This is a genomic window from Saccharopolyspora sp. NFXS83 (assembly GCF_026241095.1).
GTDB lineage: Bacteria > Actinomycetota > Actinomycetes > Mycobacteriales > Pseudonocardiaceae > Saccharopolyspora_C.
In genome coordinates this window covers 1-26,000 of record NZ_JAPFGB010000009.1, presented here as the reverse complement: position 1 = coordinate 26,000, position 26,000 = coordinate 1, and the positions used below count along the sequence as shown (strand labels likewise).

Annotated in this window: 19 protein-coding genes, 1 tRNA gene and 1 pseudogene; 9 read left to right on the top strand and 12 right to left on the bottom strand. The window is 70.6% G+C overall.

Translation table 11 applies throughout. The annotated features are described in order from the left end of the window. Position 1: 1 nt before the first annotated feature. The gene (locus OOZ19_RS12410; protein ID WP_266090244.1) at positions 2-1,417 is read right to left on the bottom strand and encodes a glycosyltransferase; all 1,416 of its coding nucleotides are present in this window, start codon (positions 1,415-1,417) and stop codon (positions 2-4) included. 154 nt (positions 1,418-1,571) lie between these two features. Between OOZ19_RS12410 and OOZ19_RS12405 the strand changes: the two genes are divergently transcribed. From OOZ19_RS12405 to OOZ19_RS12395, 3 genes are all read left to right on the top strand, one after another. Next, the gene (locus OOZ19_RS12405) at positions 1,572-2,564 is read left to right on the top strand and encodes a GDP-mannose 4,6-dehydratase (RefSeq protein ID WP_266090243.1); all 993 of its coding nucleotides are present in this window, start codon (positions 1,572-1,574) and stop codon (positions 2,562-2,564) included. Positions 2,565-2,948: 384 nt separating this feature from the next. Further along, positions 2,949-3,980, top strand: coding sequence for a GDP-mannose 4,6-dehydratase (locus OOZ19_RS12400; RefSeq protein ID WP_266090242.1), 1,032 nt, complete (start codon positions 2,949-2,951; stop codon positions 3,978-3,980). Between the two features lie 153 nt (positions 3,981-4,133). Further along, complete coding sequence (locus OOZ19_RS12395; RefSeq protein WP_266090241.1) at positions 4,134-4,883, top strand: thioesterase II family protein; 750 nt, start codon at positions 4,134-4,136, stop codon at positions 4,881-4,883. Positions 4,884-4,894: 11 nt separating this feature from the next. On the opposite strand, the gene OOZ19_RS12390 is transcribed toward OOZ19_RS12395, so the two are convergent. The 3 genes from OOZ19_RS12390 to OOZ19_RS12380 form a co-directional block, all read right to left on the bottom strand. Then, positions 4,895-5,899 (bottom strand): Gfo/Idh/MocA family protein, encoded by a 1,005-nt coding sequence (locus OOZ19_RS12390; protein ID WP_266090240.1) that lies wholly within the window; start codon positions 5,897-5,899, stop codon positions 4,895-4,897. Next, the gene (locus OOZ19_RS12385) at positions 5,878-7,308 is read right to left on the bottom strand and encodes an NDP-hexose 2,3-dehydratase family protein (protein WP_266090239.1); all 1,431 of its coding nucleotides are present in this window, start codon (positions 7,306-7,308) and stop codon (positions 5,878-5,880) included. The genes OOZ19_RS12390 and OOZ19_RS12385 overlap by 22 nt, the downstream gene beginning before the upstream one ends. Positions 7,309-7,400: 92 nt before the next feature. Then, complete coding sequence (locus tag OOZ19_RS12380; protein WP_266090238.1) at positions 7,401-8,663, bottom strand: nucleotide disphospho-sugar-binding domain-containing protein; 1,263 nt, start codon at positions 8,661-8,663, stop codon at positions 7,401-7,403. Between the two features lie 96 nt (positions 8,664-8,759). On the opposite strand from OOZ19_RS12380, the gene rfbH reads away from it, so the two are divergent. Next, positions 8,760-10,073: a lipopolysaccharide biosynthesis protein RfbH gene (gene rfbH / locus OOZ19_RS12375; RefSeq protein WP_266090237.1), complete on the top strand. Its 1,314-nt coding sequence runs from the start codon at positions 8,760-8,762 to the stop codon at positions 10,071-10,073. After that, positions 10,070-11,266 (top strand): DegT/DnrJ/EryC1/StrS family aminotransferase, encoded by a 1,197-nt coding sequence (locus tag OOZ19_RS12370; protein WP_266090236.1) that lies wholly within the window; start codon positions 10,070-10,072, stop codon positions 11,264-11,266. The genes rfbH and OOZ19_RS12370 overlap by 4 nt, the downstream gene beginning before the upstream one ends. Before the next feature lie 280 nt (positions 11,267-11,546). Here the strand turns inward: OOZ19_RS12370 and OOZ19_RS12365 are convergent. From OOZ19_RS12365 to OOZ19_RS12345, 5 genes are all read right to left on the bottom strand, one after another. Further along, positions 11,547-11,619: transfer RNA gene (locus OOZ19_RS12365), tRNA-Ala, on the bottom strand. Positions 11,620-11,810: 191 nt separating this feature from the next. Beyond that, positions 11,811-13,214 (bottom strand): NAD(P)/FAD-dependent oxidoreductase, encoded by a 1,404-nt coding sequence (locus OOZ19_RS12360; protein WP_266090235.1) that lies wholly within the window; start codon positions 13,212-13,214, stop codon positions 11,811-11,813. Next, positions 13,204-13,440, bottom strand: a complete 237-nt coding sequence (locus OOZ19_RS12355; protein WP_266090234.1) for a DUF6158 family protein — start codon at positions 13,438-13,440, stop codon at positions 13,204-13,206. Before OOZ19_RS12355 ends, OOZ19_RS12360 begins: the two co-directional genes overlap by 11 nt. A gap of 17 nt (positions 13,441-13,457) precedes the next feature. Further along, positions 13,458-13,757 carry a WhiB family transcriptional regulator gene (locus OOZ19_RS12350; protein WP_266090233.1) on the bottom strand — a complete coding sequence of 100 codons (300 nt, stop codon included), beginning with the start codon at positions 13,755-13,757 and terminating at the stop codon, positions 13,458-13,460. A 533-nt stretch (positions 13,758-14,290) separates the two neighbouring features. Further along, positions 14,291-15,115: a GNAT family N-acetyltransferase gene (locus tag OOZ19_RS12345; protein WP_266090232.1), complete on the bottom strand. Its 825-nt coding sequence runs from the start codon at positions 15,113-15,115 to the stop codon at positions 14,291-14,293. Between the two features lie 97 nt (positions 15,116-15,212). Here OOZ19_RS12345 and OOZ19_RS12340 point away from each other — a divergent pair. Beyond that, positions 15,213-16,679 (top strand): annotated as a pseudogene (locus OOZ19_RS12340) (UvrD-helicase domain-containing protein); the annotation flags it as partial. 550 nt (positions 16,680-17,229) lie between these two features. On the opposite strand, the gene OOZ19_RS12335 reads toward OOZ19_RS12340, so the two are convergent. Beyond that, positions 17,230-19,836, bottom strand: a complete 2,607-nt coding sequence (locus tag OOZ19_RS12335; RefSeq protein WP_266090230.1) for a helix-turn-helix transcriptional regulator — start codon at positions 19,834-19,836, stop codon at positions 17,230-17,232. 95 nt (positions 19,837-19,931) lie between these two features. Between OOZ19_RS12335 and OOZ19_RS12330 the strand changes: the two genes are divergently transcribed. Both OOZ19_RS12330 and OOZ19_RS12325 read left to right on the top strand, forming a co-directional pair. After that, positions 19,932-20,846: an MBL fold metallo-hydrolase gene (locus OOZ19_RS12330; RefSeq protein WP_266090229.1), complete on the top strand. Its 915-nt coding sequence runs from the start codon at positions 19,932-19,934 to the stop codon at positions 20,844-20,846. Next, positions 20,843-22,303 carry a carboxylesterase/lipase family protein gene (locus OOZ19_RS12325; protein ID WP_266090228.1) on the top strand — a complete coding sequence of 487 codons (1,461 nt, stop codon included), beginning with the start codon at positions 20,843-20,845 and terminating at the stop codon, positions 22,301-22,303. The genes OOZ19_RS12330 and OOZ19_RS12325 overlap by 4 nt, the downstream gene beginning before the upstream one ends. A 12-nt stretch (positions 22,304-22,315) precedes the next feature. Here OOZ19_RS12325 and OOZ19_RS12320 read toward each other — a convergent pair whose 3' ends face one another. Beyond that, complete coding sequence (locus OOZ19_RS12320; protein WP_266090227.1) at positions 22,316-23,527, bottom strand: cytochrome P450; 1,212 nt, start codon at positions 23,525-23,527, stop codon at positions 22,316-22,318. 104 nt (positions 23,528-23,631) lie between these two features. Between OOZ19_RS12320 and OOZ19_RS12315 the strand changes: the two genes are divergently transcribed. Beyond that, positions 23,632-24,315, top strand: coding sequence for a TetR/AcrR family transcriptional regulator (locus OOZ19_RS12315; protein WP_266090226.1), 684 nt, complete (start codon positions 23,632-23,634; stop codon positions 24,313-24,315). A 179-nt stretch (positions 24,316-24,494) separates the two neighbouring features. Here the strand turns inward: OOZ19_RS12315 and OOZ19_RS12310 are convergent, their stop codons facing one another. Then, positions 24,495-25,808, bottom strand: a complete 1,314-nt coding sequence (locus OOZ19_RS12310) for a lipase family protein (RefSeq protein ID WP_266090225.1) — start codon at positions 25,806-25,808, stop codon at positions 24,495-24,497. Positions 25,809-26,000: the final 192 nt, after the last annotated feature.

The following is a 26,000-nucleotide window of genomic DNA, read 5'->3' as shown; positions in this document are numbered from 1 at the left end:
ATCACTCCACGCCCGCGGCGCCGGTCACCGGCGCGGTGTCGCCGGTCAGCGCCGGTAGCGCGAGGACGGCGTCGGCTGCCGCACTCCGCCCGCCCGCCGCACCCAGCAGGGTGGCGAGGCGGTCGGCGCGTTGCCGGTAGGAGTCGTCGCCGAGCACCGCCTCCAGCTTGCCGGTGATGTCGTCCGGGTCGGTGCGGTGGGGCCGGTCCAGGGTGAGGCTCACCCCCGCGCTGCGGCCGCGGGCCGCGACGTCGTGACAGTCTGTCCACAATGGACGGATGACCATCGGTTTGCCGAAGTAGAGTGCCTCGTGGAAGCCGTTGCTGCCCCCGTGGGTGAGGAACACCTTGATGCTGGGGTGAGCCAGGACGTCGAGCTGGGACGGCAGCCAGGACTCGACCCGCAGGTTCGCGGGCAGGCGGTCGACCGGCGGCAGCAACTCCTGCTGCCGCTCGCTCAGCCGCCAGAGAACGTGGTGGCGGCCGTCCAGCCGGCGGGCCACCTCGATCAGAGCGTGCACGTCGTCCCTGGTGAGCTGCGTGATCGTGCCCAGCCCCACGTAGACGACCGAGGGGTGCGCGTCGAGCCAGGCGGTGATGTCGTCGTCGCCTGCCGATTCCGGCAGCGGCGGCAGCATGGTGCCCACCAGGCGCATCGTCGACGGGAGGTCGACCGGGTACTCCAGCTCGGCGACCGAGTAGGTCAGCACCAGCTCCGCCACGTCGGCCGACACCCGGGGGCGCTGGGCCTCCGGTGAGATGTCCAGCTCGCGGCACAGCCGCGTGTACGCGCCGAACCGTTCGCGCATCCTGGAGCCGAACAGCATGGTCAGGCCGCGCAGCTGGAACAGCCGGTTGGCCAGCCGCTGGCGTGCGCTCATCGGATGCGGCAGCCCGGTGTTGGGCGCCGGGAAGCCCTTGGGCAGGTGTGATCCGAACGGCAACGGCACGTGCCAGGTCATCGCATGACTCGGCAGGAACGGATTGCTCACCACGAACGGGATCCCCCTGCTGACCGCGAGCGCGATCGGGAACATGCTCATGCTGTCGATCACCATCAGCGCCGGGCGCCGCTCGTCGACCGCGGTGCGCAGGGCTCGCATGCCATCCGCCTGCCGGTCGGGCTGGTACATCAGCTCGACACCGGCGCGCAGGGACCGGAACCGGTTCGGCTGCGCGGCGGCGCGGAAGGTCTCGGCATCCATCGTGGACGGCGTCAACCCGGCCGGGGCGCGTCCCATGGACACGAACTCGACCCCGTCCAGCCGCTCCACGTCCGCCCGGCGGGTCTCGTCGGTCGCGAAGGCCAGGTCCGGAACGCCGCGCCGGGCGAACTCGCCGGCTAGCACCAGCAGCGGGTTGAGCAGGCCGCTCTCGGGCATGCTGACGAACAGGATCGGACGCCGAACGGAGTTCATGGGCCACAGCATCGCGCGGCCGGTGCTGGAAAACCCCTAGTTGCACGGGCGGTGTGGGAAAACGCCCAGTCACCCTCGGCTAACGTGAGGCGCGGACGCTGTCCGGCAGGGCGGCGCCGCGCCGCAGAGCGCTCCGCCCGCAGGAAGGGGAGACATGGCCAAGCGCGCGTTGATCACGGGGATCACCGGCCAGGACGGCTCCTACCTCGCCGAACACTTGCTCGACCTCGGGTACCAGGTGTGGGGCGTGCTCCGGCGCGACAGCGATCCGGCGACCTCCCGGATCGCGCACCTCGTCGACGACTTGTCGTTCACCAGGGCAGAGTTCGACGACAGCGCGAGCCTGGTGGCCGCCGTGGAGCGGGCTCGGCCCGACGAGATCTACAACCTGGCAGGTACCTCATACGTGCCCACCACCTGGCAGCACGCGGAGCTGACCACCGAGGTCAACGGCATGGGCGTGCTGCGCGTGCTGGAGGCCATCCGCGTCGTCTGCGGACTCGACGAGTCCGCTGCCGGCAGCGGCGACATTCGCTTCTACCAGGCGTCCTCGTCGGAGATGTTCGGCAAGGTCGCCGAAACACCGCAGCACGAGACGACCATCTTCCACCCGCGCAGCCCGTACGGCGTGGCCAAGACCTACGGTCACTACATCACCCGCAACTACCGGGAATCCTTCGGCATGTACGCCGTGTCCGGGATCCTGTTCAACCACGAATCACCCCGCCGCGGCACCGGGTTCGTCACCCGCAAGATCACCCTCGCCGCCGCCAACATCAAACTCGGCCACCAGGACGAGCTGCATCTGGGCAACCTCGACGCCCAACGCGACTGGGGCTACGCCGGCGACTACGTCAAAGCCATGCACCTCATGCTCCAGCAGCCCATCCCCACCGACTACGTGATCGGCACCGGCACGATGCACTCCGTCCAGGAGACCGCCCGCATCGCGTTCGAGGCGGTCGACCTCGACTGGCGCGACCACGTCGTCGTCGACCCCGACCTCATCCGCCCCGCCGAGGTCGAAACGCTGTGCGCCAACCCCACCAAAGCCCACACCGAACTCGGCTGGAAACCCACCCTGTCCTTCGAAGAGCTGATCCAGACGATGGCCGAGTCGGACCTGCGCAGGCTGACCGCCGGCTGAGGTGCCTCGAAGTTCTCGGACAGGGGCCCAATGAGGCGTCTTTGTTCAGGGAATGAGGAAGCAATTCAGTGGGACGCGTGATTTTGCGCTCGCCGGAGTTTCGCGAGGAAGCGGTTCGGCTGGCCATGTCGTCGGGCAGGCCGTTTTCACATGGTGCTCGGGAGCTCGGCATCAATCAGCAAGTACGAGTTCCTCACCGGGTTCGACTCGCCCGCCACCGGCGCAGGGAGAACTCCAGGCCCACGAGGATGACCGCTGATGCCTGGAGGAATCCCTAGTCTCGATCGCGTTCAATCGTGGCAGTGGCGTACCGAGAAATGTGCGCAGTCGGTGTCCTCAACCGAGGTCGGCAAGCTGGCCTACGGTGCCGGAAGGAGAAAGCCCGTGCCCAAACGTGCGTTGATCACCGGTATCACCGGCCAGGACGGCTCCTACCTCGCCGAGCACCTGCTCGGTCTCGGTTACCAGGTATGGGGCATGATCCGTGGTCAGGCGAATCCGAGGAAGTCCCGCATCAGCCAGCTGATGGCCGATCTGTCCTTCGTGGATGGAGACCTGATGGACGAGGGCAGTCTGGTGTCCGCGATCGATCAGGTACAGCCCGACGAGGTCTACAACCTCGGGGCGATCTCGTTCGTTCCGCTGTCCTGGCAGCAGGCAGAACTGACCACCGAGATCAACGGCATGGGCGTGCTGCGCATGCTGGAGGCCATCCGGCTGGTCAGCGGGCTCGACAAGTCCCGCACCAGCAACAGCAGCGACATTCGCTTCTACCAGGCGTCCTCGTCGGAGATGTTCGGCAAGGTCGCCGAAACACCCCAGCACGAGACGACCATCTTCCACCCGCGCAGCCCGTACGGAGTCGCCAAGACCTACGGTCACTACATCACCCGCAACTACCGGGAATCCTTCGGCATGTACGCCGTGTCCGGGATCCTGTTCAACCACGAATCACCCCGCCGCGGCACCGAATTCGTCACCCGCAAGATCACCCTCGCCGCCGCCAACATCAAACTCGGCCACCAGGACGAGCTGCATCTGGGCAACCTCGACGCCCAACGCGACTGGGGCTACGCCGGCGACTACGTCAAAGCCATGCACCTCATGCTCCAGCAGCCCATCCCCACCGACTACGTGATCGGCACCGGCACGATGCACTCCGTCCAGGAGACCGCCCGCATCGCGTTCGAGGCGGTCGACCTCGACTGGCGCGACCACGTCGTCGTCGACCCCGACCTCATCCGCCCCGCCGAGGTCGAAACGCTGTGCGCCAACCCCACCAAAGCCCACACCGAACTCGGCTGGAAACCCACCCTGTCCTTCGAAGAGCTGATCCAGACCATGGTCGAGTCGGACCTCCGACAGGCCGAGTGGAAGCAGAAGTACGCCGAGCTGACGCTGAATTCGGCCTGGTAGCCCAAGCGATTTCCCCATGTCCCGGGGAAAGCGGAGAGCCCGCTCGTTGCTCACCGGGTGGGCCCGCTGTGCTGCGGGCCGGAACGCGAAGCACGTGACCCACTACGGCCAAAACTAGGGTTTTGCCCGCCCCACGGCGACTTCACTGGGACTGTGACGATCACCGAGAACACTACGGCCTGGTTGCGCCGCTACCACCCCGCGCCACGGAGCACCCGGCGGCTGGTGTGCTTCCCGCACGCCGGCGGGTCCGCGAGCTTCTTCCACCCCGTGTCGGCACGGTTCGCCCCCGAGGTGGACGTCGTGGCCGTCCAGTACCCGGGTCGTCAGGATCGCCGACACGAACCGTGCGTCGAGGACATCGGGCTCCTGGCTGACCTGATCGCCGAGGAGCTGCGGGAACAACCCGCCAAGCCGACGGTGTTCTTCGGTCACAGCATGGGCGCCGCGGTCGCGTTCGAGACGGCCTGGCGGCTGGAACGGGCCGACCACGGCCCCGGTGTCCTGCTGGTGTCCGGCTCGCGGGCCCCGTCGCTGCCCCGCGACGACGGCGTGGGGCACCGCGACGACGACGGTGTGCTCGCCGAGCTGCGCCGGCTGGAGGGCACCCCACAGGCACTCCTGGAGGATGAGGACGTGCTGCGGATGACGCTGCCCGTCATCCGGGGTGACTACCGGGCGATCGAGTCCTACTCCACCACCGTCGACCACGGCCTCACCTGCCCCGTCACCGTGCTCATCGGCGACAGGGACCCGAACGTGAGCCTGGCGGAAGCCGCCTCGTGGCGCGAGCACACCACCGGCGGATTCCAGCAGCACATCTTCCCCGGCGGCCATTTCTACCTCGTCGACCACGCCGCCGAGGTCGGCGACCGGATCGGCGAGGCACTGGCGGGGTCCTGACCTCGCCGTGCTCAGGCCAGGTGCCCCGCCGAGGCCGCCCGGACGTCCTCGACCAGCCGGGCGGTCTCCAGGGCGCCGGTCAGCCAGCGCTCCTCCTCGCTCGCCACCGCCCCGCGCAGCGCCGCGTCGGCGAACGACGAGACCGAGAGCCGGAACTGGTGAGCCGGCGGCAGGAAGAACCGCTCGTCGTGGTCCTGTTCCTCGACGACGATGGCCGGCCGGTGTTCCGGCGGCGGGGTGAACGCCCTGTCCAGGCTCAGCGAGGCGGTGCTCCCCCACACCTCGTACCGGCACCGGTAGGAGTGCTGGAAACCGAATTGCAGGTCGACGAACACACCGCCGCGGGAGACCAGCAGGGCCTGCCCCGCCACGTCCACGCCCAGCCGCTCGTCCACCCGCAGTGCCGCGCCCGCCACCGACAGCCCGTCGCCGAACAGCAGCCACGCCAGCCGTAGCGGGTAGACACCGAGGTCGAGCAGTGAGCCGCCGCCGAGTGCCGCGTTGTAGCGGATGTCGTCGGACGGCAGCGACGGGATGGTGAACGCCACGCTCAGGGTGCGGATCGCGCCGAGCCTTCCGTCGGCCATCAGCTCCCGGACCCTGGCGTGCTGGGGGTGGTGCAGGAAGGCGAAGTTCTCCCGCAGCACCAGGCCCCGCTCGGCAGCCAGGTCGATCAGTTCCTCGGTGGTGGACGGGTCGCCGGTGAGCGGCTTCTCGCACAGCACGTGCTTGCCGGCCAGCAACGCCCGCCTGGCCCACTCGTGGTGCAGCATGTTGGGCAGGCTGAGATACACCGCGTCGACGTCCGGCCGCTCGATCAGCTCGACGTAGCCGCACGGCTCGGCACCGAACGCCGCGGCGAATCGCTCCGCCTTCTCCGCCGAGCGGCTGGCGACAGCGGCCAGCCGGACGTTGCCGAGCGAGTCCAGCGCGGGAATCGTGCGCCGCCGGGCGATGGCCGAGCAGCCGAGCACGCCCAGCGAGAGCCGCGCGGTCACCGCAGCCCCCGCAGGCACGCGACCAAGGTCCTGGCCTGGACGTTGACGTAGTTCGAGTGCATCAGCAGGCTGTTGAGCTGGTGCAGGGTCAGCCACTGGAAGTCCGGCCGGTCGCCGTCCGGGAAGTCTTCCGGTGCCTCGATGATCTGGTACCGGTTGCGGGCGTGGTAGAAGCGCCCGCCCTCCTCGGACAGTTCGGCGTCGAACCACACCTGGCGCGGATCACGATCATGGACGTAGTCGAGGAACGGCGGGTGCAGTTCCCTCGGTAATCCCGCATAGTTCGCCGGGATGCACTGCAGGGTCGGCGCCAGTTCGATGGTGCTGCGGTAGCCGGGCTCGACCCGTGCGCTCACCAGCGCGTGCAGCACTCCGGCCACTCGTTTGACCAGCAACGCGATCGAGCCGACACCGACGGGCTCGATCAGCGGCTGGGTCCAGCCGGCCACCTCGCGGCTGTCCGCCCGCACCGACACCGCCATGACCCGGAAGAAGCGGTCCTCCTCGTGGCGGATGACGTCCTCGGTACGGCGCCACTCCCGCACCTCGTTCAGCCCGAGCAGCTCGGTCCGCACGTCGTGCTGGGCTTCCCGGGACGTTATCCAGCTCATCGCCTCGGTCCTGGTGCGTAGCCCGCCGCGCGCCGGGTCGCAGGAGCTGACCAGAGCCGACATGAACTCGTCCTGGTCACCCAGGGCACCTTCGAAACCGCCCGGCATGCAGGCCAGCACGGTCCTGGTGTCCATGTTGACGGTGTTGTCCTCACCGAGAAGGACGTGCAGCTGCCCGAGGGTCACCCAGCAGAAGTCGTCGCCTGCCTCGACCGGCCCGTCCACCTCGACGATCATGTTGCGGTTGCGCTTGCGGTAGAACCACGCGCCCTGCTCGGACTGCAGCACGTCGGCGAGTACGCTGCCGGACTGCAGGTTCTGGAAGTACTCCAGGTACGGCACGGTGTTTCCCGCGTGCACCCGGAGGTAGTTGCTCCGCGTGGCTTGCACCGTCGGGGAGATCTGCGCCCCGTTGACGTTGCCCGGCTCGGCCTTCGCCTGCATGAGGCAGTGCGGTACCCCGTCGATGTCCCGGATCAGGATGCCGAGTATGCCGATCTCCGGCTGGTTGATGATCGGCTGCGTCCACTGCCGGACGTGCCGGTAGTCCGAGTGGACCCGCAATCCCTGGATACGGAAGAACTTGTGGCTGTCGTGGCACAGGTCGGCCGAGCCTTCCTCGAACCGCCAGGATCGCAGACCGGAGAACGGGATGCGCTCCACGTGGTGGAGCTGACTGGCACGACGCCGCGCGAGCCAGGAACGGATGTCGGCCAGGGAGTTGACGCCACCGTCCACCGTGGACGCGGAGAGTGCGAGCCGACCCGTCAGCGTGTCGTCGGGCACCCGCAGGACGGGTCCTTCCACCGTTGCCATGAACCCACCTCCTGACAGCACAGTTGTATCGGGAAAGATGTAGGTTTAATCCCAGCTTGTCGAGTTGTCCACATTGGACTTGGTGCGGCGGATCACCGCGCCGAGACGAGCGATTCCAGCTGACCGGCCACCGCGGCCGGGGAGGGCATGGATTGCGCCTCACCGGCGAGCCGGCGAGCCGACTCGGCGAACGCCGGTTCGGACAGCAGACGTTCGAGCTCCACCTTGATCGCGGGGACGTCGGCCTCGTAATTGCGCACGGACAACCCGCAACCGGCCCGTTCCAGTCTTCCAGCCGACCACTTCTCGGCGTTCTCGGCGACCGTCAGCATGAGCTGGGGCACCCCGCAGACCATCGAGGTCAGGATGGAACCGCCACCTGCCGCGTGGATCACCGCGTCACAGGTGGGCAACACCAGGTGCAGCGGCACCTCGCTGAGCCGGTGCACCTGCCCGGGCAGTTCCGCGTTGCCGGCGTCGGATTCCGAGGCCAGCAGCAGCACTTCCGCACCGAGCTCGGTCGCGGCGGTGACCGCCTGCTCAACCTTGTTCGCCACCGGCCCGAAGCCACGCGTGGTGGTGCGGCCCCACACCACGCACACACGTGGACGGCCGTCGCGTTCGGGGAGTTTCTCGGGGAGGGTTCCCGGACCGTTGTACGGAACGAACCTGATGGGCAGCCTGGCGCCGACGCTGTTCAGCCCGAACTCGCCGGGACACGGGTCGAGCACTTGGGTGAGCTGCTGGTCCAGCACCGAGGCGAGCTCCGCGGACCCGAACGGGCTGTCCGGGCCGAATGAGTCCCTGGCGCGGGAGTTCCGGCTCGGGTCGCCCTCGCCGAAGCCGCCGGTGGTGCACAGTGGTTCCTCTGTTCCGGTCGGTCCCCACAGGTGCACCACGCTGAGGGCCCCGGCCGCGTGCGCCGCCAGCGGTCCTTCGGCGCTCAACGGGTCGTGGACCACCAGGTCGGGCCGCCATTCCCGGCCGTAGGCCGCGGCCGTCTCCGCGTCCTGGCGCCATCGCCTGCCGAACGTGTCCACGGCGGCGGACCACCAGCCGCCCATGTCGAAGGTGTCCAGGTCCAGCGGCTCCCCGGTGTCGGGGTGCAGCGGCCGGGCCGGGTAGCGCCAGGTCCCGTGGTAGGCGCTGAAAAGGTTCATCAGCCTGGTGGACCACACCATCGGTAAACCCAGCAGGCGCGGGTCGGGGTGCAGACCGGTCCGGACGACCGCGTCGACCTCCTGCGGGCTGCACAGCACCCGCACATCGTGCCCGGCACTGCGCAGAGCCCAGCCCAGCGGCACCATCGGCATGAAGTGTCCCGGCCAGGCGGAGATCGCGATCAGCACTCGCATCCTGCGATGCTAGGTAACCCGAGTATGGGGAAAAACCCAGTCCTGCGTACGGAAGTATGAGGTCACCGTATCCCGCCACCCGGGGAGGAAGTGCTGATGAGCGACCATGGCGCGGAACTGAAAGCCCGGGTGCTGCAGCTCGTGCGCGACTACGACAAGGAAGTCGCGGAGCGACCGTTCCAGCCGGGTGTGACACCGATCTGGCCGTCGGGGGCGACACTGGACGCCAACGACCGAGTGGCGATGGTGGAAGCCGCGCTGGACATGAGGATCACCGCGGGCCCGTCGGCGAGGAAGTTCGAACGGGACTTCGCCCGGACCCTCGGGCTGCGCAAGGCGCACCTGACGAACTCAGGGTCGTCGGCGAACCTGCTGGCGATGGCCTCCCTGTGCCAGCCGGAGCTGGGCGAGCGGCGGCTGCGGCCCGGGGACGAGGTCATCACCGTCGCCGCGGGATTTCCCACCACCGTCAACCCCATCGTGCAATGTGGGCTGAAGCCGGTTTTCGTCGACATCGAGCTGGGTACTTACAACACCACCGCGCAACGGGTCGCGGACGCGATCGGGCCGAGGACCAAGGCGGTGATGATCGCGCACGCACTGGGTAACCCGTTCGAGGCCAGGGAGATCGCCGATCTCTGCGACGAACGCGGCCTGCTTTTCGTCGAGGACAACTGCGACGGGGTGGGGGCCAGCTACCGGGGCGAACTCACCGGGGGGTTCGGCGACCTGAGCACGGTCAGTTTCTACCCCGCCCACCACATCACGGCCGGGGAGGGCGGCTGCGTGCTCACCGACAACCTCGCGCTGGCGCGCGTGGTGGAGTCGCTGCGCGACTGGGGCCGGGACTGCTGGTGTGAACCAGGCGAAAGCGACACCTGCCACAAGCGGTTCGGCTACCGGCTCGGTGATCTGCCCGAGGGCTACGACCACAAGTACATCTTCTCCCACATCGGCTACAACCTGAAGGCCACCGACGTCCAGGCGGCGCTGGCCTCCTCGCAGCTGACCAAGCTGACCGAGTTCGGTGAAGCGCGCAACCGGAACTGGAACCGGCTGCGCCGCGGCCTGGAGGGGGTGCCGCACCTGCTGCTGCCCGAGGCCACCCCCGGCAGCGAGCCGAGCTGGTTCGGCTTCGTGCTGACCATCGCCGAGGACGCCCCGTTCGCCCGATCCGAGATCGTGAAATTCCTCGAGTCACGCAGGATCGGCACCAGGCTGCTGTTCGCGGGCAACCTCACCCGGCACCCGGCCTACCTCGGTCAGGATTTCCGCGTCTCCGGCACGCTGGTCAACAGCGACGTGGTGACCGAACGGACCTTCTGGATCGGCGTGTTCCCGAAGATCACCCCGGAGATGATCGACTACATGGTCGCCGCCATCCGGGAGTTCGTGGGAGGTCACCGATGACCGCGGTGGGCAGGCCGCTGGCCGTCCTGGGCGGTACGCCGGCTTTCGCCGAGAAGCTGCACGTCGGCAAGCCCAACATCTCGAACCCGGAACGGGTGCTGGACCTGGTCAAGCAGGCCATGGACAGCTACGTGCTGACCCACTCCGGGCCGCTGGTGACCGAGTTCGAGCGCCGGATCGCCGACGCCGCGGGCGTGGCGCACTGCGTGGCACTGTGCAACGCCTCGATCGGCCTGCAGATCATGGCCAGGGTGCTGGGGCTGCACGGTGAAGTGATCATGCCGTCCTACACCTTCATCGCCACGGCGCACACCATGCGCTGGGAAGGCCTGACCCCGATCTTCTGCGACGTGGACCTGACGACCGGGCAGCTCGACCCGGAGGAGGTCCAGCGGCTGATCACGCCGCGGACCACCGCGATCCTCGGCGTGCACCTGTGGGGCAATCCGGCGCCGGTCGACGCGCTGGCAGGAATCGCCGCCGAACACGGGCTGGCGCTGTTCTACGACAGCGCGCACGCCTTCGGCAGCGCGCACCAGGGCAAGCCGATCGGCGGATTCGGGCGGGCCGAGGTGTTCAGCTTCCACGCGACGAAGTTCCTCAACGCCTCCGAAGGCGGCGCGGTGGTCACCGACGACCCGGACCTGGCCGCCCACGTGCGCGCCCTGCACAACTACGGCCGTGACAAGGCCGGTGTGGTGCAGGGACTGGGTACCAACGCCAAGATGACCGAGCTCGCCGCCGCGATGGGCCTGGCCTCGTTGGAAGGCAAGGAAGAGCTGATCCGGGTGAACACCGAACGGCACGCGCACTACGCGGCCGGGCTGGACGGGGTGCCCGGCATCAGCCTGCGGCGCCCAGAGGCGGGCGACCGCGTCAACCACTCGTACGTGGTGATGGAGGTGGACAGCCGCTCTGCCGGGCTCTCCAGGGACCAGGTGATCACCGCGCTGCACGCCGAGAACGTGCTGGGGCGCGACCATTTCCACCCCGGCTGTCACCGCACGCCGCCCTACGCCGGTGCCGGGCGGCTGCACGCTCCCCGGCCGTTGCCACGTACCGAGACACTCAGTGCACGGGTCGTGCTGCTGCCGACCGGCCTGGGTATCTCGGTAGAACAGGTCGACGAGGTCTGCGCGGTGGTCCGCGCCCTGGTCGAACAGGCGCCGGCCGTGCGCGACACGCTCGTCTAGCCATCCTGACCGGGACCCACTCCTCGCAGTTGTCCCCCAGAACGGAAACAGGGCCGATGTTCCGTAGAACATCGGCCCTGTGATCTGCCACTTCAACGTGGAGGCTGGGGGAGCTTGCTCGAACACCGAACCGCTGGTCGGCGAGCAGGCCGGGAACGCACCCCAGCGGAAGAAGCCGACGCACCCCAGCCACCGCGCCGGGGGGCCTGCGGGGGCTCGACCCCCGCACAAACGAAAAGGAGCCCGGAAGACGCACAAGCGTCGACCAGACTCCTCCGAGTGGAGCTGACGGGATTCGAACCCGTGACCCCTTGACTGCCAGTCAAGTGCGCTACCAACTGCGCCACAGCCCCTGATTCACTTGTGCGGTGTTCGGTTCCGGTGTTTCGGTCCCGTTCATCGCGTGCCTGCATACCGTACAACAGCCCCCTGGGGGGCCGGAAAAGGGGGGTCCCCTTTAGATCATCATCGCAGGCCCGCGCACGGCCACGCGATCCTCGCCAAGGCCGTGCGCTGCGAAAACCTCCCGGAACAGCTCGCCAGGTCAGCCTGCTCTGCCGTGCTCACCGGGGAGGCCCCGGGTGTTGGCGGCCCGGACGAACTCGGCGCGCGGATCGTGCAGTTCACCCAAAGCCACGGTCTGCCTGCTCAGCGGCAGCTCCAAGAGCCAGTCCCCGAGGATCCGGGCCTTCAAGCGGAACGTGGGCAGCTTCGCGAGGTGGTACACGCGGTGCAGCAGCCAGGCGGGCAGGCCCTTCAGCTTGATGCCGTAGACCTCCGCTGCCCCTTGGAACCGGCCCAAGCCGGCAACGGAACCGGCGTGGCGGTGCCGGTAGTCGCGCAGTTCGTGGCCGCGCAGCGAAGCGACCACGTTGTCGGCCAGCACCTTCGCCTGCCGCACCGCGTGCTGGGCCGACGGGCTGCACAGGGCGTCCTCGTCGTCGCTGGTCAAGTCGGGGACGGCGGCGCAGTCCCCGGCCGCGAACACGTCCTCGGTGCCGCGCACCTGGAGCTTCGGGGTGCATTCGACGCGGCCCCTGGCATCCCGGGGCAGGTCCGAGTCCTCCAGCATCGGGTGCGGCTTGACCCCGGCGGTCCAGGCGATGGTGTCGGCGTCGAACTCGTCGCCGTCGGAGAGGATCACGTGCCCGTCGGTGAGCGACTTGACGGTGGTGCCGGTCTTCACCTCGATGCCGCGCTCCTCCAAGCGGCGACGCGTGTACTCGCCCATCGGGGCGCTGACCTCCGGCATGATGCGGCCGGTGGCCTCGACCATGATCCAGCGCATGTCACCGGTGTCCAGGGTCCGGTAGCTGCGGACGGCCTCGCGGGACATGCTCTCCAACTCGGCCATGGCCTCGATGCCCGCGTAGCCGCCGCCGATGAACACGAACGTGAGCAGGCGCCGCCGCAACTCCACGTCCGACGTGCTCGCCGCGATGTCGAGCCGGGACAGCACGTGGTTGCGCAGGAAGATGGCCTCGCCGATCGTCTTGAACCCGACGCCGCGCTCGCTCAAACCCGGAATGGGCAGCGCCTTCGAGACCGAACCCGGCACCACGACGAGCACGTCGAAGGTCAAGTGCTCCTCCGTGCCGTCGGCCAGCGTCGCGGTGAGTTCACGTTCTCCGTGGTCGATGCAGGTGACCTGCGCGGTGAGGACTTCGCTGCGGCGCAACGTCTGGCGCAGCGGGACCACGATGTGCCGGGGCTCGATCGAACCGGCCGCCGCCTCCGGCAGGAACGGCTGGTACGTCATGTGCGACTGCGGATCGATCACCGTGATCCGCGCCTCGCCGGGCTCCAGCTCCTTCTGCAGGCGCATGGCCACCGTGAGCCCGACGTGGCCGCCGCCGACGATCACGATCCGCGGTTTCCGGCGCCCCTCACCTGGGGTCGGACCGGTGGACTGCTGTTCGGGGATCTGCTGGTCCGCGTCACTGGCCATGAACCGGGCCTCCTCTCGCGCCCGCGCGGGTCCGCCGCGGATCGACGTCGCGATCCGGGTGCCTGCGCAGGTACTCCTGCTCCAACGCGAACGAGCGCGCGGTGTGCTCGCGCAACGCGTCGTGCGAGCCGTGCAGGAACGTCTCGTTCCGGGTGACGTGCAGCTGTTCGATCTCCCGCAGCAGGTCCTGCTCGGTGAGGTCGGTGCCGGGCACTCCGGTGCTCATCTCCGCTCCCCCTGCCGTCACGCCGCGGCGCGCTGCTTCGGCACCCGCTTCGCCAGCAGCTCCTGCCGCTCCCGCTCGCTGAGCCCGCCCCACACCCCGTACGGCTCCTGCACGGCCAACGCGTGCTCCCGGCAGGACAACATCACCGGACAGCGGTGGCAGATCTGCTTAGCCTGCTCCTCGCGGTTGCTGCGAGCGCTGCCCCGCTCGTTCTCCGGGTGGAAGAACGTGCTCGTGCTCAAGTCCCGGCAAGCCGCCTGCAACTGCCACTCCCACGTCTCGGCCACCGGTTTGGGCAGCCGGGTAGTCGCCGTCATCGTGATCACCACCTCGCCGCGGACTCGGGCACTGCGTTCGTCAGCGCCAAGGACGACATACCCCGAACGAGGAGGGTGGACACCTGGTCCGGGCTTCGGAGTCTCGCTCGGCTTGACGGGGCGGGTTGCAGGGCCGCCCCCCGGTTGGGCGTGTGGTCGCGGTTCTGGAGCCTTCCCCTGTTGGGCGTGTGGTTGCTGTGGTGCGGTGGAAGGTCTTCTTCAGTGATTGCTTCCACGGCTCTTTTTGCTCTGGTGTCTGGGTAGCGGAACCTCAGCGGCTGAGAACCCGCGGGTGAGCGGCTTGTGGACGTGGCTATGCGCTTCGCGCATCCAGGCACGGCCTTCGGCCGCAAGGCAAGCATCGCTTCGCTCGCCCATTGCACGGCCTTCGGCCGCAAGGCACGGCTACGCCGCGAGGCAGGCGGGCTTCGCCGCCTACTGCACGGCTTCGCCGCTAAGCACGACCTTCGGCAGCGAGGAAGCCGCTGAGGTTCCGCCACCCGGACACCCGAGCAGGACGAGCCGCGGAAGTGTCAGTCGAGTAGTTCGTCTACTCGGCGCGCGTAGGCGGTGACCGGGTAGACGGGTTCGAAGCCGCAGGTTTCCGCGAAGCGCTCTGCTGGTCCTCCCTCGTCGCTGTGCGCGGCTATGAGGCGGGCGCCCTTGGCGTACAGCTCGTCGACCACGTCGGCCACCAGGGAGGATCCTGCGCCTCGGCGCCTTCGACCGGGGCGGACCACGGCGTGTTCTACGAGGCCTACGCCGTGTTCGACGAAGCCCTGGGCAAATCCGGCCAGGCGGTCTGCCTCGGGGTCGTCGAGCACTCGCAGCACGCAGCGCGGGTCGTCGCCGCGGTGCGCCAGGGTCCGGACCAGGCGTCGTTCGCCGGAGTCGGACAGTCCCGCGTCGTCGGCGATGAGTTCGGCGATGCCGTGCAGGTCGTCGTCGGTGGCGGGGCGCACGGGGCTGGTGGGGGTCCTGCGACTGCGGTGCAGCAGCGCCATGTTCTCCTCCACCGCGCGCCAGCCGGAGTCGTCGGCGATGCCCTCGATCTCCCCGACCGTGGTGGGCGAGGCGTACACGACGGCCTCGGAGCGGCCCGCGTCGGCGAAGGACTGCTCCAGGGCGAGCAGCGTCGTGGCGACCTCGGCCAGCGTTCCCCACAGGCCGCAGGCGTGGTTCGCGGTGGGCAGCGGGTTGTCCTGGTTGAGCACCACGGTGGCCGCGCCGACCCGGCCGATGCGGCCGTACCGGACGGCACCGGAGGCGAGGCGGGCGTTCTCGACCAGCCCAGCCAGTTCCCGCGCTTGGCGCGGGTGGAGCAGGGCGTCGTCGTCAGGATCGTGCAGCGGGTCCACACGTCCATTGTGGAGGTCTCCGCCCGAGTTTCGTATCCGCCTGCGACATTAAGGTGATCCGAGTTCGCAACTCTCGAAATCGCGCCGGAAGACCGTAATGTCGCTAGAGCACCTGCGTGCGAATCCGGGAGTCGCCGTGACAGGGACATACGATCACCACCGCGAGCGGCTGCGGCGCCAGGCCGACGAGCAGCTCCGCGCACGCCCCCCGTTGCCGACCTGGCAGAAGCGGGTCGTGGAGCGGTTCGCGGTGGAGCGCGGCACCGGCTGGTACACGCTGCTGAACCAGTTCGCCCCGCACACCCCGGACAACCGGCCGGACGTGGTCCTCATCGGTCCCGGCGGGGTGCTCGTGGTGCTGCTGCGCGATCACGAACCGCACCCGGAGGCGACGCGCGCGGCGTTCGTGTGGACCGCGGAGCTGCTGGCGGGCCTGGCCACGCCGCACGGGCTGCTCACCGAGGCCGCGCTGCGCACCGTCGTGGTGTTCCCGGAAGGCGGGCGCGGCACCGTCAGCGACGGCGAGCACCTGGTGGTGACCGAGTCCGAGCTGGACCGGGTGCTGGTGCGGGAGGAGCCGCTGCTGGACGCGGCGGACGCCCTGGCCGCGGCCCGGCACTTGGACAACCGCACGTTCGACCTGACCCCGATCGCCTGGAACCCGTACCGGATTCCGCAACCGCGGGGCGCGGGCGAAGTGGGATCCTCGGAACGCTCCTCCGGACTGTTCGAGGTCCGGCGGCTGACCGAGGAGCGGGCCGAGCACCCCCCGCAGGATTCCGCGTTGGACTGGCGGCTGTTCCTCGACGACACGCAGCTCGGCGCGGTGCGCAGGCAGTACGGCGGGCCCGCGCGGATCTCGGGCCCGGCAGGCACCGGGAAGTCCATGCTGGCGCTGCACCGGCTGGCGTACTTGGCGCGGCGCAGCCCCGGCAAGCTGCTGTTCACCACGCACCTGGACGCGTTGCCGGAGCTCGCGCGCGAGCAGTTCCGCGCGTTGGCGCCGCAGGTGGCGCACCGCGTGGAGTTCCGGAACCTGCATGCGTGGGCCGCGGACCTCCTCGCCGAGCGCGGCCGGGACGCGGAGGTGGACGAACCGCGGGTGGAGGCGGCGTTCGCGGCGGTGTGGGAGCGCTCGGGACGTCCGGGGCCGTTGGCGGGCGCGCGGCCCTCGCGGCACTACTGGAAGGACGAGATCGACCGGGTGATCAAGGGCCGTGGCCTGGGCACCTTGGAGTCGTACAAGTCCGCTCCGCGACGCGGTCGCGGCGGCCAGCTCAGCCCCGCCTTCCGGGCGCACGTCTGGGAGTTCTACTGCGAGTACGAGCGGGAGCTGTGCGAACGCGGCATCTACGACCGCAACGACGTGCTGATCCGCGCGTGGGACGAACTCGGCCGCAAACCCCTGGGCCGCGGCTACTCGGTGGTGGCGGTCGACGAGGTGCAGGACCTGACGCTGGTCGGCCTGCGGCTCGTGCACGCCGTCAGCGGTGAGGGCCCGAACCGGTTGCTGCTGATCGGGGACGGTCAGCAGCAGGTGTTCGCGGGCGGCTGGCGGCTGTCGGAGGCGGGGATCTCGCTGCGCGGCCGGAGCGAGGTGCTGCGCCGCAACTACCGCAACCGGGCCGCGATCGTCGACGCCGCCGGTGAGCTCGACGCGGTGAACCGGTTCGACGACATCGACGGCGGGCCACCGGTGACGCTGCGCTCGGCGTTGCCGGTCCTCAGCGGCGGCAAAGTGGTGCGGTGGAACGGCGCCGCGCAGCAGGAGGCGCTGCTGGCGGCGCTGCGCGAGCTCGGCGACGACACCGGAGCAGCCGTGCTCACCCGCACCCGCTCCGCCGCCGAGGAGTGGCTGGAAGTGCTGCGCAGCAACGACGTCCCCGCCGGGCGGCTCACCCCGTGGTCTTCGGACCCGGCGGCGGTGCGGGTGGGGACGTTGCAGGAGGCGAAGGGATTCGAGTTCCGCGCCGTGTTCCTGCCCGACGAGCACCGGTCCATCGGCTTCCACCGCGACGAACTCGAAGCGCTGCAACGACAACTGCTGGTCGCCACGACCCGCGCCCGCGACTACCTGTGGATCGGCGCCCTGGAGGAGGCCGACGAGTGATCGGCTAGTTCGGCAGCAGGTCGCGCAGTTGGTTGCGGGTGCTGACACCGAGCTTCGGGAACGACCGGTACAGGTGCGAGCCCACGGTGCGCGGTGACAGGAACAGCCGGTCCCCGATCTCCCGGTTGGTGAGGCCGCGCGCGGCCAGCCGGATGATCTCCTGCTGCTGCGGGCTGAGCCCGTCGAGCACGCCGGAGGCGGCCGGGCCGGGATCCGCGCCCCCGGACGCCCGCAGCTCCGCCTCGGCCCTGGCGGCCCACGGACGGGCGCCGAGCCTGCGGAACGTTTCCAGCGCCTCCGCCAGCGGGGCGCGGGACTCCGCGATGCGGCGGGCGCGGCGCAGCCATTCGGCCTGGTGCAGCAGGGTCCGCGCGCGTTCGAACGGCCACTGCCCGGTGCGGGGGTCGGCCAGCGCGGCGGCGAACAGCGGCTCCGGATCGTCGGCCAGCATCGCGCGAGCGTGATCGACCAGCGCCCGCATCCGCACCGAAGCACCGTCGCCCAGCCGCCGCTCGGCGGCGCGCACGACGCGCTCGGCGTCGTGCGGTGTCCCGAGGCGTGCCGCGGCGGCGGCCAGTTCGGGCAGCGCCACCGCGGACTGGTGGTAGTGCTCAAATTCCCCATCGGCGGTGAACATCCGGCGGAACTGCGCGTGCGCGGCGGCGTGGTCGCCGTCGGCCACCGCGATCATGCCCAGCACGTACCTGGCCCGCACCGCGACCATCCGGCTCGCCGCCGGGTCCACCATGGACAGTGCCGCGGTGGCCAGTTCCCCGGCTCGCGCCGAGTCGCCCCGCAAGGCCAGCACGGCACCGTCCATCGTCTTCGATCCCGCGATGACGTGCGGGAGTTCAGCGCGGGCGCCGTTGCTCACCGCGTCGGCCGCGATGCTCCTGACCTGCGTCCAGCCACCGGTCTCGAACAACGTCCACCCGTGCGCGCAGCCCAGCCCTTCCGGCAGCGGGCCCCGGATCCGCCACTGGTCGAAGGCCTGCTCGAACAGCCGCTCGGCCAGCGGCGCCTCGTCCAGCAGCCAGGCGATGGTCGCCACCGCGATGGCCTGCCCCGGGCCGGACTCCGCGGAGCTGAGCTCGGACAGCAGCGGCAGCACTTCCGCTCTGCTGCCCACGGGGTCCGCGACGGTCAGCACCCACGCCCTGGTCACCGGGTCCTGCGGGCCGGGGATCTCCGGCAGCGCGGCGAGCACCTGCTCGCGGCGGCCGGGTTCGGCCGAGTAGTAGGCGACGACGGCCGCGCCCGCCAACGCCGTGAGCGCGGTGTCGGGGGCCTGCCGCGCCAGCGCGGTCGCGGTGCGGAACAGCTGCGCGAACGCCGCCGCGTGCCGGGTGGTGACGGTGAGCGCCTGCCCGGCCCGCAGCGCGGCGACGGCGAGCAGCTCCGGCTCGTCGGTGAGGCCCGCGATCCGTGCCGCCAAGTCCTCCAGCCACCCGGCTTGGGCGGTGAACAGCGCCGCGTCCGCCGCCAGCACGAGCCGCCGAGCGCGCTCCCCGCGGTCCGGGCTCAGTTCGGCGGCGCGTTCCAGCGCCGTCGCCGCAGCCGCGTGGCCACCTCGGCGGCGGGCGCGTTCGGCGGTGTCCTCCAGCAGCGCGGCGACGTCCTCGTCGGGACCGCTCGCGGCGGCGGCCAGGTGCCAGGCGTGCCGATCCGGTTCGTCCGCGGTCGCCTCCGCCAGCACGAGGTGCGCCCGGCGGCGCCGCGCGACCGGCGCCGAGTGGTACAGCGCGGACCTGACCAGCGGGTGCCGGAACCGGAACCGGGACCCCGTCCAGCGCACCAGCCCGGCGCGTTCGGCGGGCTCCCAACCGGATTCCGGCACCCGCACCGGGTCCGAGGTGTCCGCGGCGGCCAGCACCAGCAGCAGTTCCCGGCTCCGCTCCGGCAGTTCCTGCGCCCGCGCGGCGAAGATCTTCTCCAGCCGTTCGGTGGTGACCAGCGGCCCCGGGCCGATCTCCTGCGGCACGGCGGCGAGTTCGGCCAGCGCCAGCGGATTGCCGCCGGCCTCGGCCAGCACCCGCAGCCGGTGCGCGCCGGTCGGCGGCTGCGGCAGCTCGTCGAGGACGCGGTTCGCGTCGAGGTCGTCGAGCGGTCCCAGGTGCAGCACCGGGAGGCCGTCGAAGCCGGGCAGCGGCTGGTCCTCGCGGGCACCGATGAGCAGGCTCAGCGGCTCCGCGTCGATCCTGCGGGCCAAGAACGCGAGCACCTCCAAGCTGGCGGGGTCCAGCCAGTGCGCGTCGTCGACGATCAGCGGCCCACCGGTGTCGGACAGCAGCACCAGCACCTCCAGCGCCAGGCGCATCACGTCGGGTTCGGCCGAGCACTCCCCCATGCCGAACGCCCCGAGCAGCCGCGACGACTCCGGCCGAGCCCGGCGCAGGGTCGGCGCGAGCAGCTGGTGGAGTCCGGCGAACGCGAGGTTCGCCTCGCTCTCGCTGCCGGTGGCCCGCAGCGCGCCCGGTTCGGCCGCCGCGTCGAGCAGCGTCGTCTTGCCCATGCCCGGATCGCCGGTGACGATCAGCACCTGCCCGGTGCCGCGGGCCGCCCGCACCACGCGCGCGAGCTCCGCTTCCCGGCCGATGATCTGCTGCAGCACAACCGCCTCCCGCCCGCCGACTGTAGCCCCGCCCGCACAGGTGCAGTCACGTGACGGATACCCCACGACCTGGTGCGCGGCGCATATTTCTCGGCATGCAGAGCATCACGCTGGGAGACGTCGAAGTCACGCGAGTGCTGGAGTTCCACGGGCGCGCGATGGGCATGGACGAGTTCTTCCCCGACATCCCCGCCGACGTGTTCGAGGCCGAGCGGTCCTGGCTCGCCCCGGACTTCTGGTCGCCCGCCGACAACGGGTTCACCGCGGCCGTGCAGACCTGGGTGCTGCGCAGCGCGGGGCGCACGATCCTCGTCGACACCGGCGTCGGCAACCACAAGGAACGGCCGTACTCGCCGCACTGGCGGCACCTCGACACCGGTTACCTCGACAGCCTCGCCGCCGCGGGCGTCGACCCGGACGAGGTCGACATCGTGATCAACACGCATCTGCACGTGGACCACGTCGGGTGGAACACGCGCCTCGTCGGCCGGGACTGGGTACCGACCTTCCCCAACGCCACCTACCTGGTGCCACGGCTCGACTTCGACTACTGGAACCCGCTGGGCGAGCACCGGCCGAAGAGCGCGCGCAGCCACCAGAACGTGTTCGAGGACAGCGTCGCGCCCGTCCACGAGGCGGGGCTCACCGAGCTGTGGGAGGGCGAGCGGGTCATCGACGAGAACCTGCGGCTGCTGCCCGCTCCGGGGCACACGCCCGGTTCGTCGGTGCTGCACCTGAGTTCCGGTTCGGACCGCGCGGTGTTCATCGGCGACCTGCTGCACACCCCGGTGCAGCTGCGGGATCCGGTGCACAACTGCGGTTTCGACGAGGACCCTGCCACCGCCCGAGCTTCCCGGCGACGGCTGCTGGAGTTCGCGGCGGACAACACCGCGCTGGTCGTGCCCGCGCACTTCGGCGGGCACGGCGCCGCTGAGGTCCGCCGTGCCGGGAACCGCTTCGAGATCGTGGACTGGGCCGCGTTCGACCGGCCGGAATGGAGCAACCGATGACCTCGGTGACGACCACCGCGGGCCGGGTCCGGGGCAGGCGGCACGGCGACGGCCTGGTGTTCTCCGGGATCCCCTACGCCGCCGCCCCCGTCGGCCCCGCGCGGTTCGCCGCCCCCCGGCCCGCTCCGCGCTGGGACGGGGAGCGGGACGCGACGCGGCCCGGCCCCACCGCGCCGTCGCCGGAGCGGGCGTTCGGCGCGCTGGACATGGTGCCGTTCTTCGGCCCCGGCTGGGTCCGCGGCGAGGACTACCTGACGGTGACGGTGTCGACGCCGGACACCGCCACCCGCGGCCTGCCGGTGATGGTGTTCGTGCACGGCGGCGGCTTCGTGTCCGGTTCGGCGCAGGCCGCGCTCTACGACGGCGCCGGTTTCTCCCGCGATGGCGTGGTCCTGGTGGCGCTGAACTACCGGCTCGGCGCCCCCGGGTGGCTCGCGCTGCCGGGAGCTCCCGACAACCGGGGACTGCTGGACGTGCTGGCCGCGCTGCGCTGGGTGCAGGAGGAGATCGAGGCGTTCGGCGGCGATCCGGGCAACGTGACGCTGTTCGGGCAGTCCGCCGGAGCCACCATCGTCGACGCGGCGTTGGCCGAGCACGCGGACAGCGGGCTGTTCCGCCGCGTGATCAGCCAGAGCGGCAACGGGCTCGGCGCGTTCGTGCCCGCGCAGGCCGAACTCGTCGCGCACCGGCTCGGCGCGGTCCTGGACATGCCGGTCGCGGAGTTGGCCGAGGTGCCCGACGAGCGGCTGCTCGCGGCGACCGCGGGGCTGCGCGGGCTGGACCTCGCGGTCGACGGGCGACCGGATCCGCTGCTGCGGCTCAGCCCGTTCGGTCTCGTCCTGCGGCGGCAGCCCGCGACATCGGTCGCCGCCGGGGCCGGGGCCGAGATCGACCTGCTCATCGGGAACAACACCGAGGAGGGCAACCTCTACCTGGCCCCGGGCGGCGACCTGGACGAGTCCACGATGGACGACGTGCGTTCCGTTGCGGCGCGAGCCCATCCGGACCCGGACCGGCTCGTCGCGGCGTACCGGGCGCAGCGCCCGGCCGCCGCCGCGGGCGAGCTGCGGTCGGCGGTGCTCGGCGATGCCCTGTTCGGCGCGGGCACCCGCGCGCTCGCCGACGCGCACTCGGCGCACGCGGCGGCGACCTACCGCTACGAGTTCGCCTGGCGCTCGTCGGCGCTCGGCGGGTCGCTGGGCGCCGCGCACGGCGTGGAGCTCCCGTTCGTCTTCGACATCGCGGGCGAACCCGGACTGCACGGCCCGAACGCCCTGCTCGGCACGGAGCACCCGTCCGAGCTGGGCGCCGAGGTCCACGCCGCCTGGGTCCGCTTCGCCACCTCCGGCGATCCCGGCTGGGAGCGCCACACCACGCCCCGGCGCCCCGTGCGGCGGTTCGGCCGGCCACCCGAGGTGGTCGCGGACCCGAATCCGCTGGAACGCGCGGCCTGGTGAAGCGCCCCGGCGCTACCAGGTGACCGGCATCGAGTACACGCCGTAGATGACGGCGTCGTCCTTGAACGGCAGCTCGTCGCGCGGCCCGGCCAGCGCGAGCGACGGGATCCGCCCGAACAGCGAGTCGAACACGATCTGCAGCTCCATCCGCGCCAGGTTCTGCCCGAGGCACTGGTGCGGCCCGTAGCCGAACGCCACGTGCTGGCGGGCGCCTCGATCGATGTCGAACTCGGACGGCTCCGGGAACGTGGCCGGGTCGTGGTTGGCGGTGTGGCCGAGCGCGATGACGGCCTCGCCCTCGCGGATGAGCGTGCCGCCGACCTCGACGTCGGCGGTCGCCACCCGCGAGGTCACCGTCTCCACGATCGTCAGGTAGCGCAGCAGTTCCTCGACCATGCCGAGCGTGCGCCGCGGGTCCTGCCTGATGGCCGCGATGTCGTCGGGGTTCTCCAGCAGCGTGAGCGTGCCCAGCGAGATCATGTTCGCGGTCGTCTCGTGCCCGGCGACCAGCAGCAGCGTGGCCGTCGCGACCAGGTCCTCGTCGTCCTCGATGCCCTCCTCGCGCTGCTTGGCGAGCTGGCGGCTCAGCAGGTCGTCGCCCGGGGCGGACTTCTTCGCGGTGATCAGGTCGCGGAGGAAGGAGCGCACCTCCGCGGCGGCGCGCACGCGCTCCTCGGCCGGGGTGGTGCGCCGCAGCATCGCCGAGGAGCACTCCTGGAAGAAGTCGTGGTCGGCGTACGGGACGCCGAGCAGCTCGCAGATCACCAGCGAGGGCACCGGCAACGCCAGCTCGGCGACCAGGTCGGCGGGTTTCGGTCCGGCGAGCATCGAGTCGAGGCAGTCGTCGACGATCCGCTGGATCCGGGGCCGCATCTCCCGCATCCGCCGCACGGTGAACTCACCGAGCACCGAGCGCCGCACCGGGCCGTGCTCCGGCTCGTCCATGGACAGCATGTTCGGCCGGAACGCGCTGATCGACTCCTGCTGACCGGCGGCGAGGAACGGGAACGCCGGGTTGCGCCGGTCGGCGCTGAACCGCGGGTCGGACAGCGCGAAGCGGACGTCCTCGTGCCGGGTGAGCACCCACGCCGCCGAGCCCGTCGGCGTTCTGACCTGGGACACCGGCGCCGATTCGCGCAGCTGCGCGTACTCCTCGGGTGGCGCGTACGGGCATCGCCGCGCGACGGGGAACTCCCGCACTGGCTCATCGGTGACCTCGGGCATGGTGCGACCTCCCAATATGGAAGAAAACCTTCCGCTTGTACTCGAAAGTACTGAAGCGGAAGCACTCCGTCCACCTGCGAACGGGTGGATGCGAGAATCCACCGGTGAACTCGGACATTTCGGCACCGGAAGGCGAGCTCCCGCTGCGCGCCGACGCACGCCGCAACCGCGACCAGATCATCAGCGCGGCCAAAGCGATCTTCGCCGCCGAAGGTCCTGACGCCCCGATGGAGGAGATCGCGCGCCGGTCCGGAGTCGGCGTCGGCACCCTCTACCGGCGCTTCCCCGACCGCGAGGCGCTGATCCGCGCCGTCGCCAGGGACAACTTCACCAACGCGCTCACCCACGCGCAAGCGGCGGCCACCGAGGAGACGACCGGCTGGAACGCGCTGGTGCGCCTGCTCAAGAGCTCCGACGAACTCCAGCTCAGCGTCCGCCTCGGCATGACCTCACCGCGCGCCTGGGACGTCGTCAAAGGCGACCAGGTCACCCAAGGGCTCCGGGACTCCCTGCTGGAGGTGCTGGACGGCGTGGTCGGCACCGCCCAGGCCGAGGGCTCGCTGCGCACGGACGTGGGCGCCGGCGACATCGCGGCGATGTACTCGATGCTGCTGCGCCGCCCGTCGGATCCCGCTCAGCAGCGCATCGCGGAACGAGCGCTGCACATCATGCTCGACGGCCTGCGCCCGCACCGGCATTCGACCGAACTCCCCGGCCACCCCTTGCAGGTGTCGGAGGTCCACCCGATGTCCTCGACGAACCCCGCTCACCCCGCAGCGGGGACGTAGGAACCCGACGGCGGCCTCGGCGGCCCGCGGCGCCGCACGGACGAGCTCGCGCGCATCGCCGCCGACCGAAACGACCGCGTGCCGTCCCCCCGAGCGGGAAGGGACGGCACGCGGTCGGCCTGCGGATCGCCTGGGGCGATGGGAGGCCGGGGCGCCTGGGCGGCGACCCGGCCCCGCGCTCACTCCAGGTTCAGCCGCTCGGACAGCTGGGGCAGCAGCGGCTGCCGCTCGTCGACGGGGATCTCCGGGTCGACCGGAGCCTGCTCGGTGTTCCCGCAGTTCGGCTGGGTCGGCTCGCCGGCGAGGCGGTCGTCGAGCCACGCGAACGCGCGCGGGAAGGAGGCGATCGCACCGCCGATGTGGGTCGGCCCGAGGTTCGGCGCGAACTGCACGTCCGCCCCCTGGGCGCACCAGTCGCCGGCGAGGGTCTCGGACTGATCGAAGGGGATCACGTCGTCCAACCGGCTCTGCGCGACGAGCACGGGGAAGCCGGGCTTGCCGTTCCCGATCCGCTGTTCGCCGACAGCGCTCGCGAACGGCTCCTCCGCCAGGTAGTCGGTCAGCGGCCTGCCGTCCTCGGTGAAGTCCTTCGACTGCGCGAACGCGAACTGCGCGATCCCGTCGATGGTGCACGAGTTCTCGACGTCCTCGCGGAACCGCTCGCCCTCGTCGTTGAGGTAGGGCTCCAGGTCGATGTCGTAACCGGCGGCGATCCCCGCCACGGCGTAGCCGAGGAACGCGGCGTAGAAGCCGCCGTCGAGGTTGGCACCCACCCCGCCCAGCTCGGCGGGAACGGCACCGGCCGCGGCACCCCGGATGTCGAGCTCCGGCGCGTAGGCCGAGGCGAGCTCGGCCGCCCCCGCCACGCCTCCGCCGCCCTGGGAGTAGCCGTAGAGCACCACCGGACCGCCGTCCGGGACGTCCGCTCCGGGCAGCCGCTGCGCGGCGCGCACCGCGTCGAGCACCGCGTTGCCGCTGACCTCGCGGTTGATGTAGGTGTGCACGCCCGGCGTGCCGAGGCCCTGGTAGTCGGTCATCGCGACCGCGTAGCCCTTGCTGAGCATGGCCTTCACGAAGACGCCTTCGTACTCGGTTCCGTTGGCGAGCTGCTGGGAAGGCGCGCAGCGGTCGGCGATGCCCTGGGTACCCGGCGCGTAGCCGACGACGGGACGCTCGCCCTCCCCCTGCCATTCGCCGCGCGGCGTGATGACCGTGCCGGTCACCGCGATCGGCGCACCGCCGCGATCGCTGGACCGGTACATCACCCGCTGCACGTCGGCATCGACCTTGATCGCCTTCAAGGGATCCAGGAAGTACTCGGACGGCTCGGAGCGCACCAGATCACCGTTGCTCCCCGGCAACTCGGCGGGCGGCTCGTAGAACGGCGGACGCTCCTCAGCGGAAGCGGCGGACGCGGTCGCAACGGCGAACGACACCCCGACCACGGTGGTCACCACGGTCGCAGCCGCGCGCTGGAACGGACGGAGGTTCACGGGCAACTCCTCATTGAGTGCGAACCGAAACCTACTACCCAGTAGGAAACGCTCCCCAGCGTGACCCCCAACACGAACGACCGACAATCACCAACAACCCCAAAACCCGCATTCGCAACCTTTTCGTAAACAACCACACACCCACAGCAACAAAAAACCACACCCCGTAAACCCCACCCACCACCCCCCGAG

Bases quoted from the DNA above. Each gene is read 5' to 3' on its own strand.
- OOZ19_RS12410 (WP_266090244.1), bottom strand. From the start codon at position 1,417: ATGAACTCCGTTCGGCGTCCGATCCTGTTCGTCAGCATGCCCGAGAGC.
- OOZ19_RS12405 (WP_266090243.1), top strand. From the start codon at position 1,572: ATGGCCAAGCGCGCGTTGATCACGGGGATCACCGGCCAGGACGGCTCC.
- OOZ19_RS12385 (WP_266090239.1), bottom strand. From the start codon at position 7,308: ATGGCAACGGTGGAAGGACCCGTCCTGCGGGTGCCCGACGACACGCTG.
- OOZ19_RS12380 (WP_266090238.1), bottom strand. From the start codon at position 8,663: ATGCGAGTGCTGATCGCGATCTCCGCCTGGCCGGGACACTTCATGCCG.
- rfbH (WP_266090237.1), top strand. From the start codon at position 8,760: ATGAGCGACCATGGCGCGGAACTGAAAGCCCGGGTGCTGCAGCTCGTG.
- OOZ19_RS12370 (WP_266090236.1), top strand. From the start codon at position 10,070: ATGACCGCGGTGGGCAGGCCGCTGGCCGTCCTGGGCGGTACGCCGGCT.
- OOZ19_RS12360 (WP_266090235.1), bottom strand. From the start codon at position 13,214: ATGGCCAGTGACGCGGACCAGCAGATCCCCGAACAGCAGTCCACCGGT.
- OOZ19_RS12355 (WP_266090234.1), bottom strand. From the start codon at position 13,440: ATGAGCACCGGAGTGCCCGGCACCGACCTCACCGAGCAGGACCTGCTG.
- OOZ19_RS12350 (WP_266090233.1), bottom strand. From the start codon at position 13,757: ATGACGGCGACTACCCGGCTGCCCAAACCGGTGGCCGAGACGTGGGAG.
- OOZ19_RS12330 (WP_266090229.1), top strand. From the start codon at position 19,932: ATGCAGAGCATCACGCTGGGAGACGTCGAAGTCACGCGAGTGCTGGAG.
- OOZ19_RS12325 (WP_266090228.1), top strand. From the start codon at position 20,843: ATGACCTCGGTGACGACCACCGCGGGCCGGGTCCGGGGCAGGCGGCAC.
- OOZ19_RS12320 (WP_266090227.1), bottom strand. From the start codon at position 23,527: ATGCCCGAGGTCACCGATGAGCCAGTGCGGGAGTTCCCCGTCGCGCGG.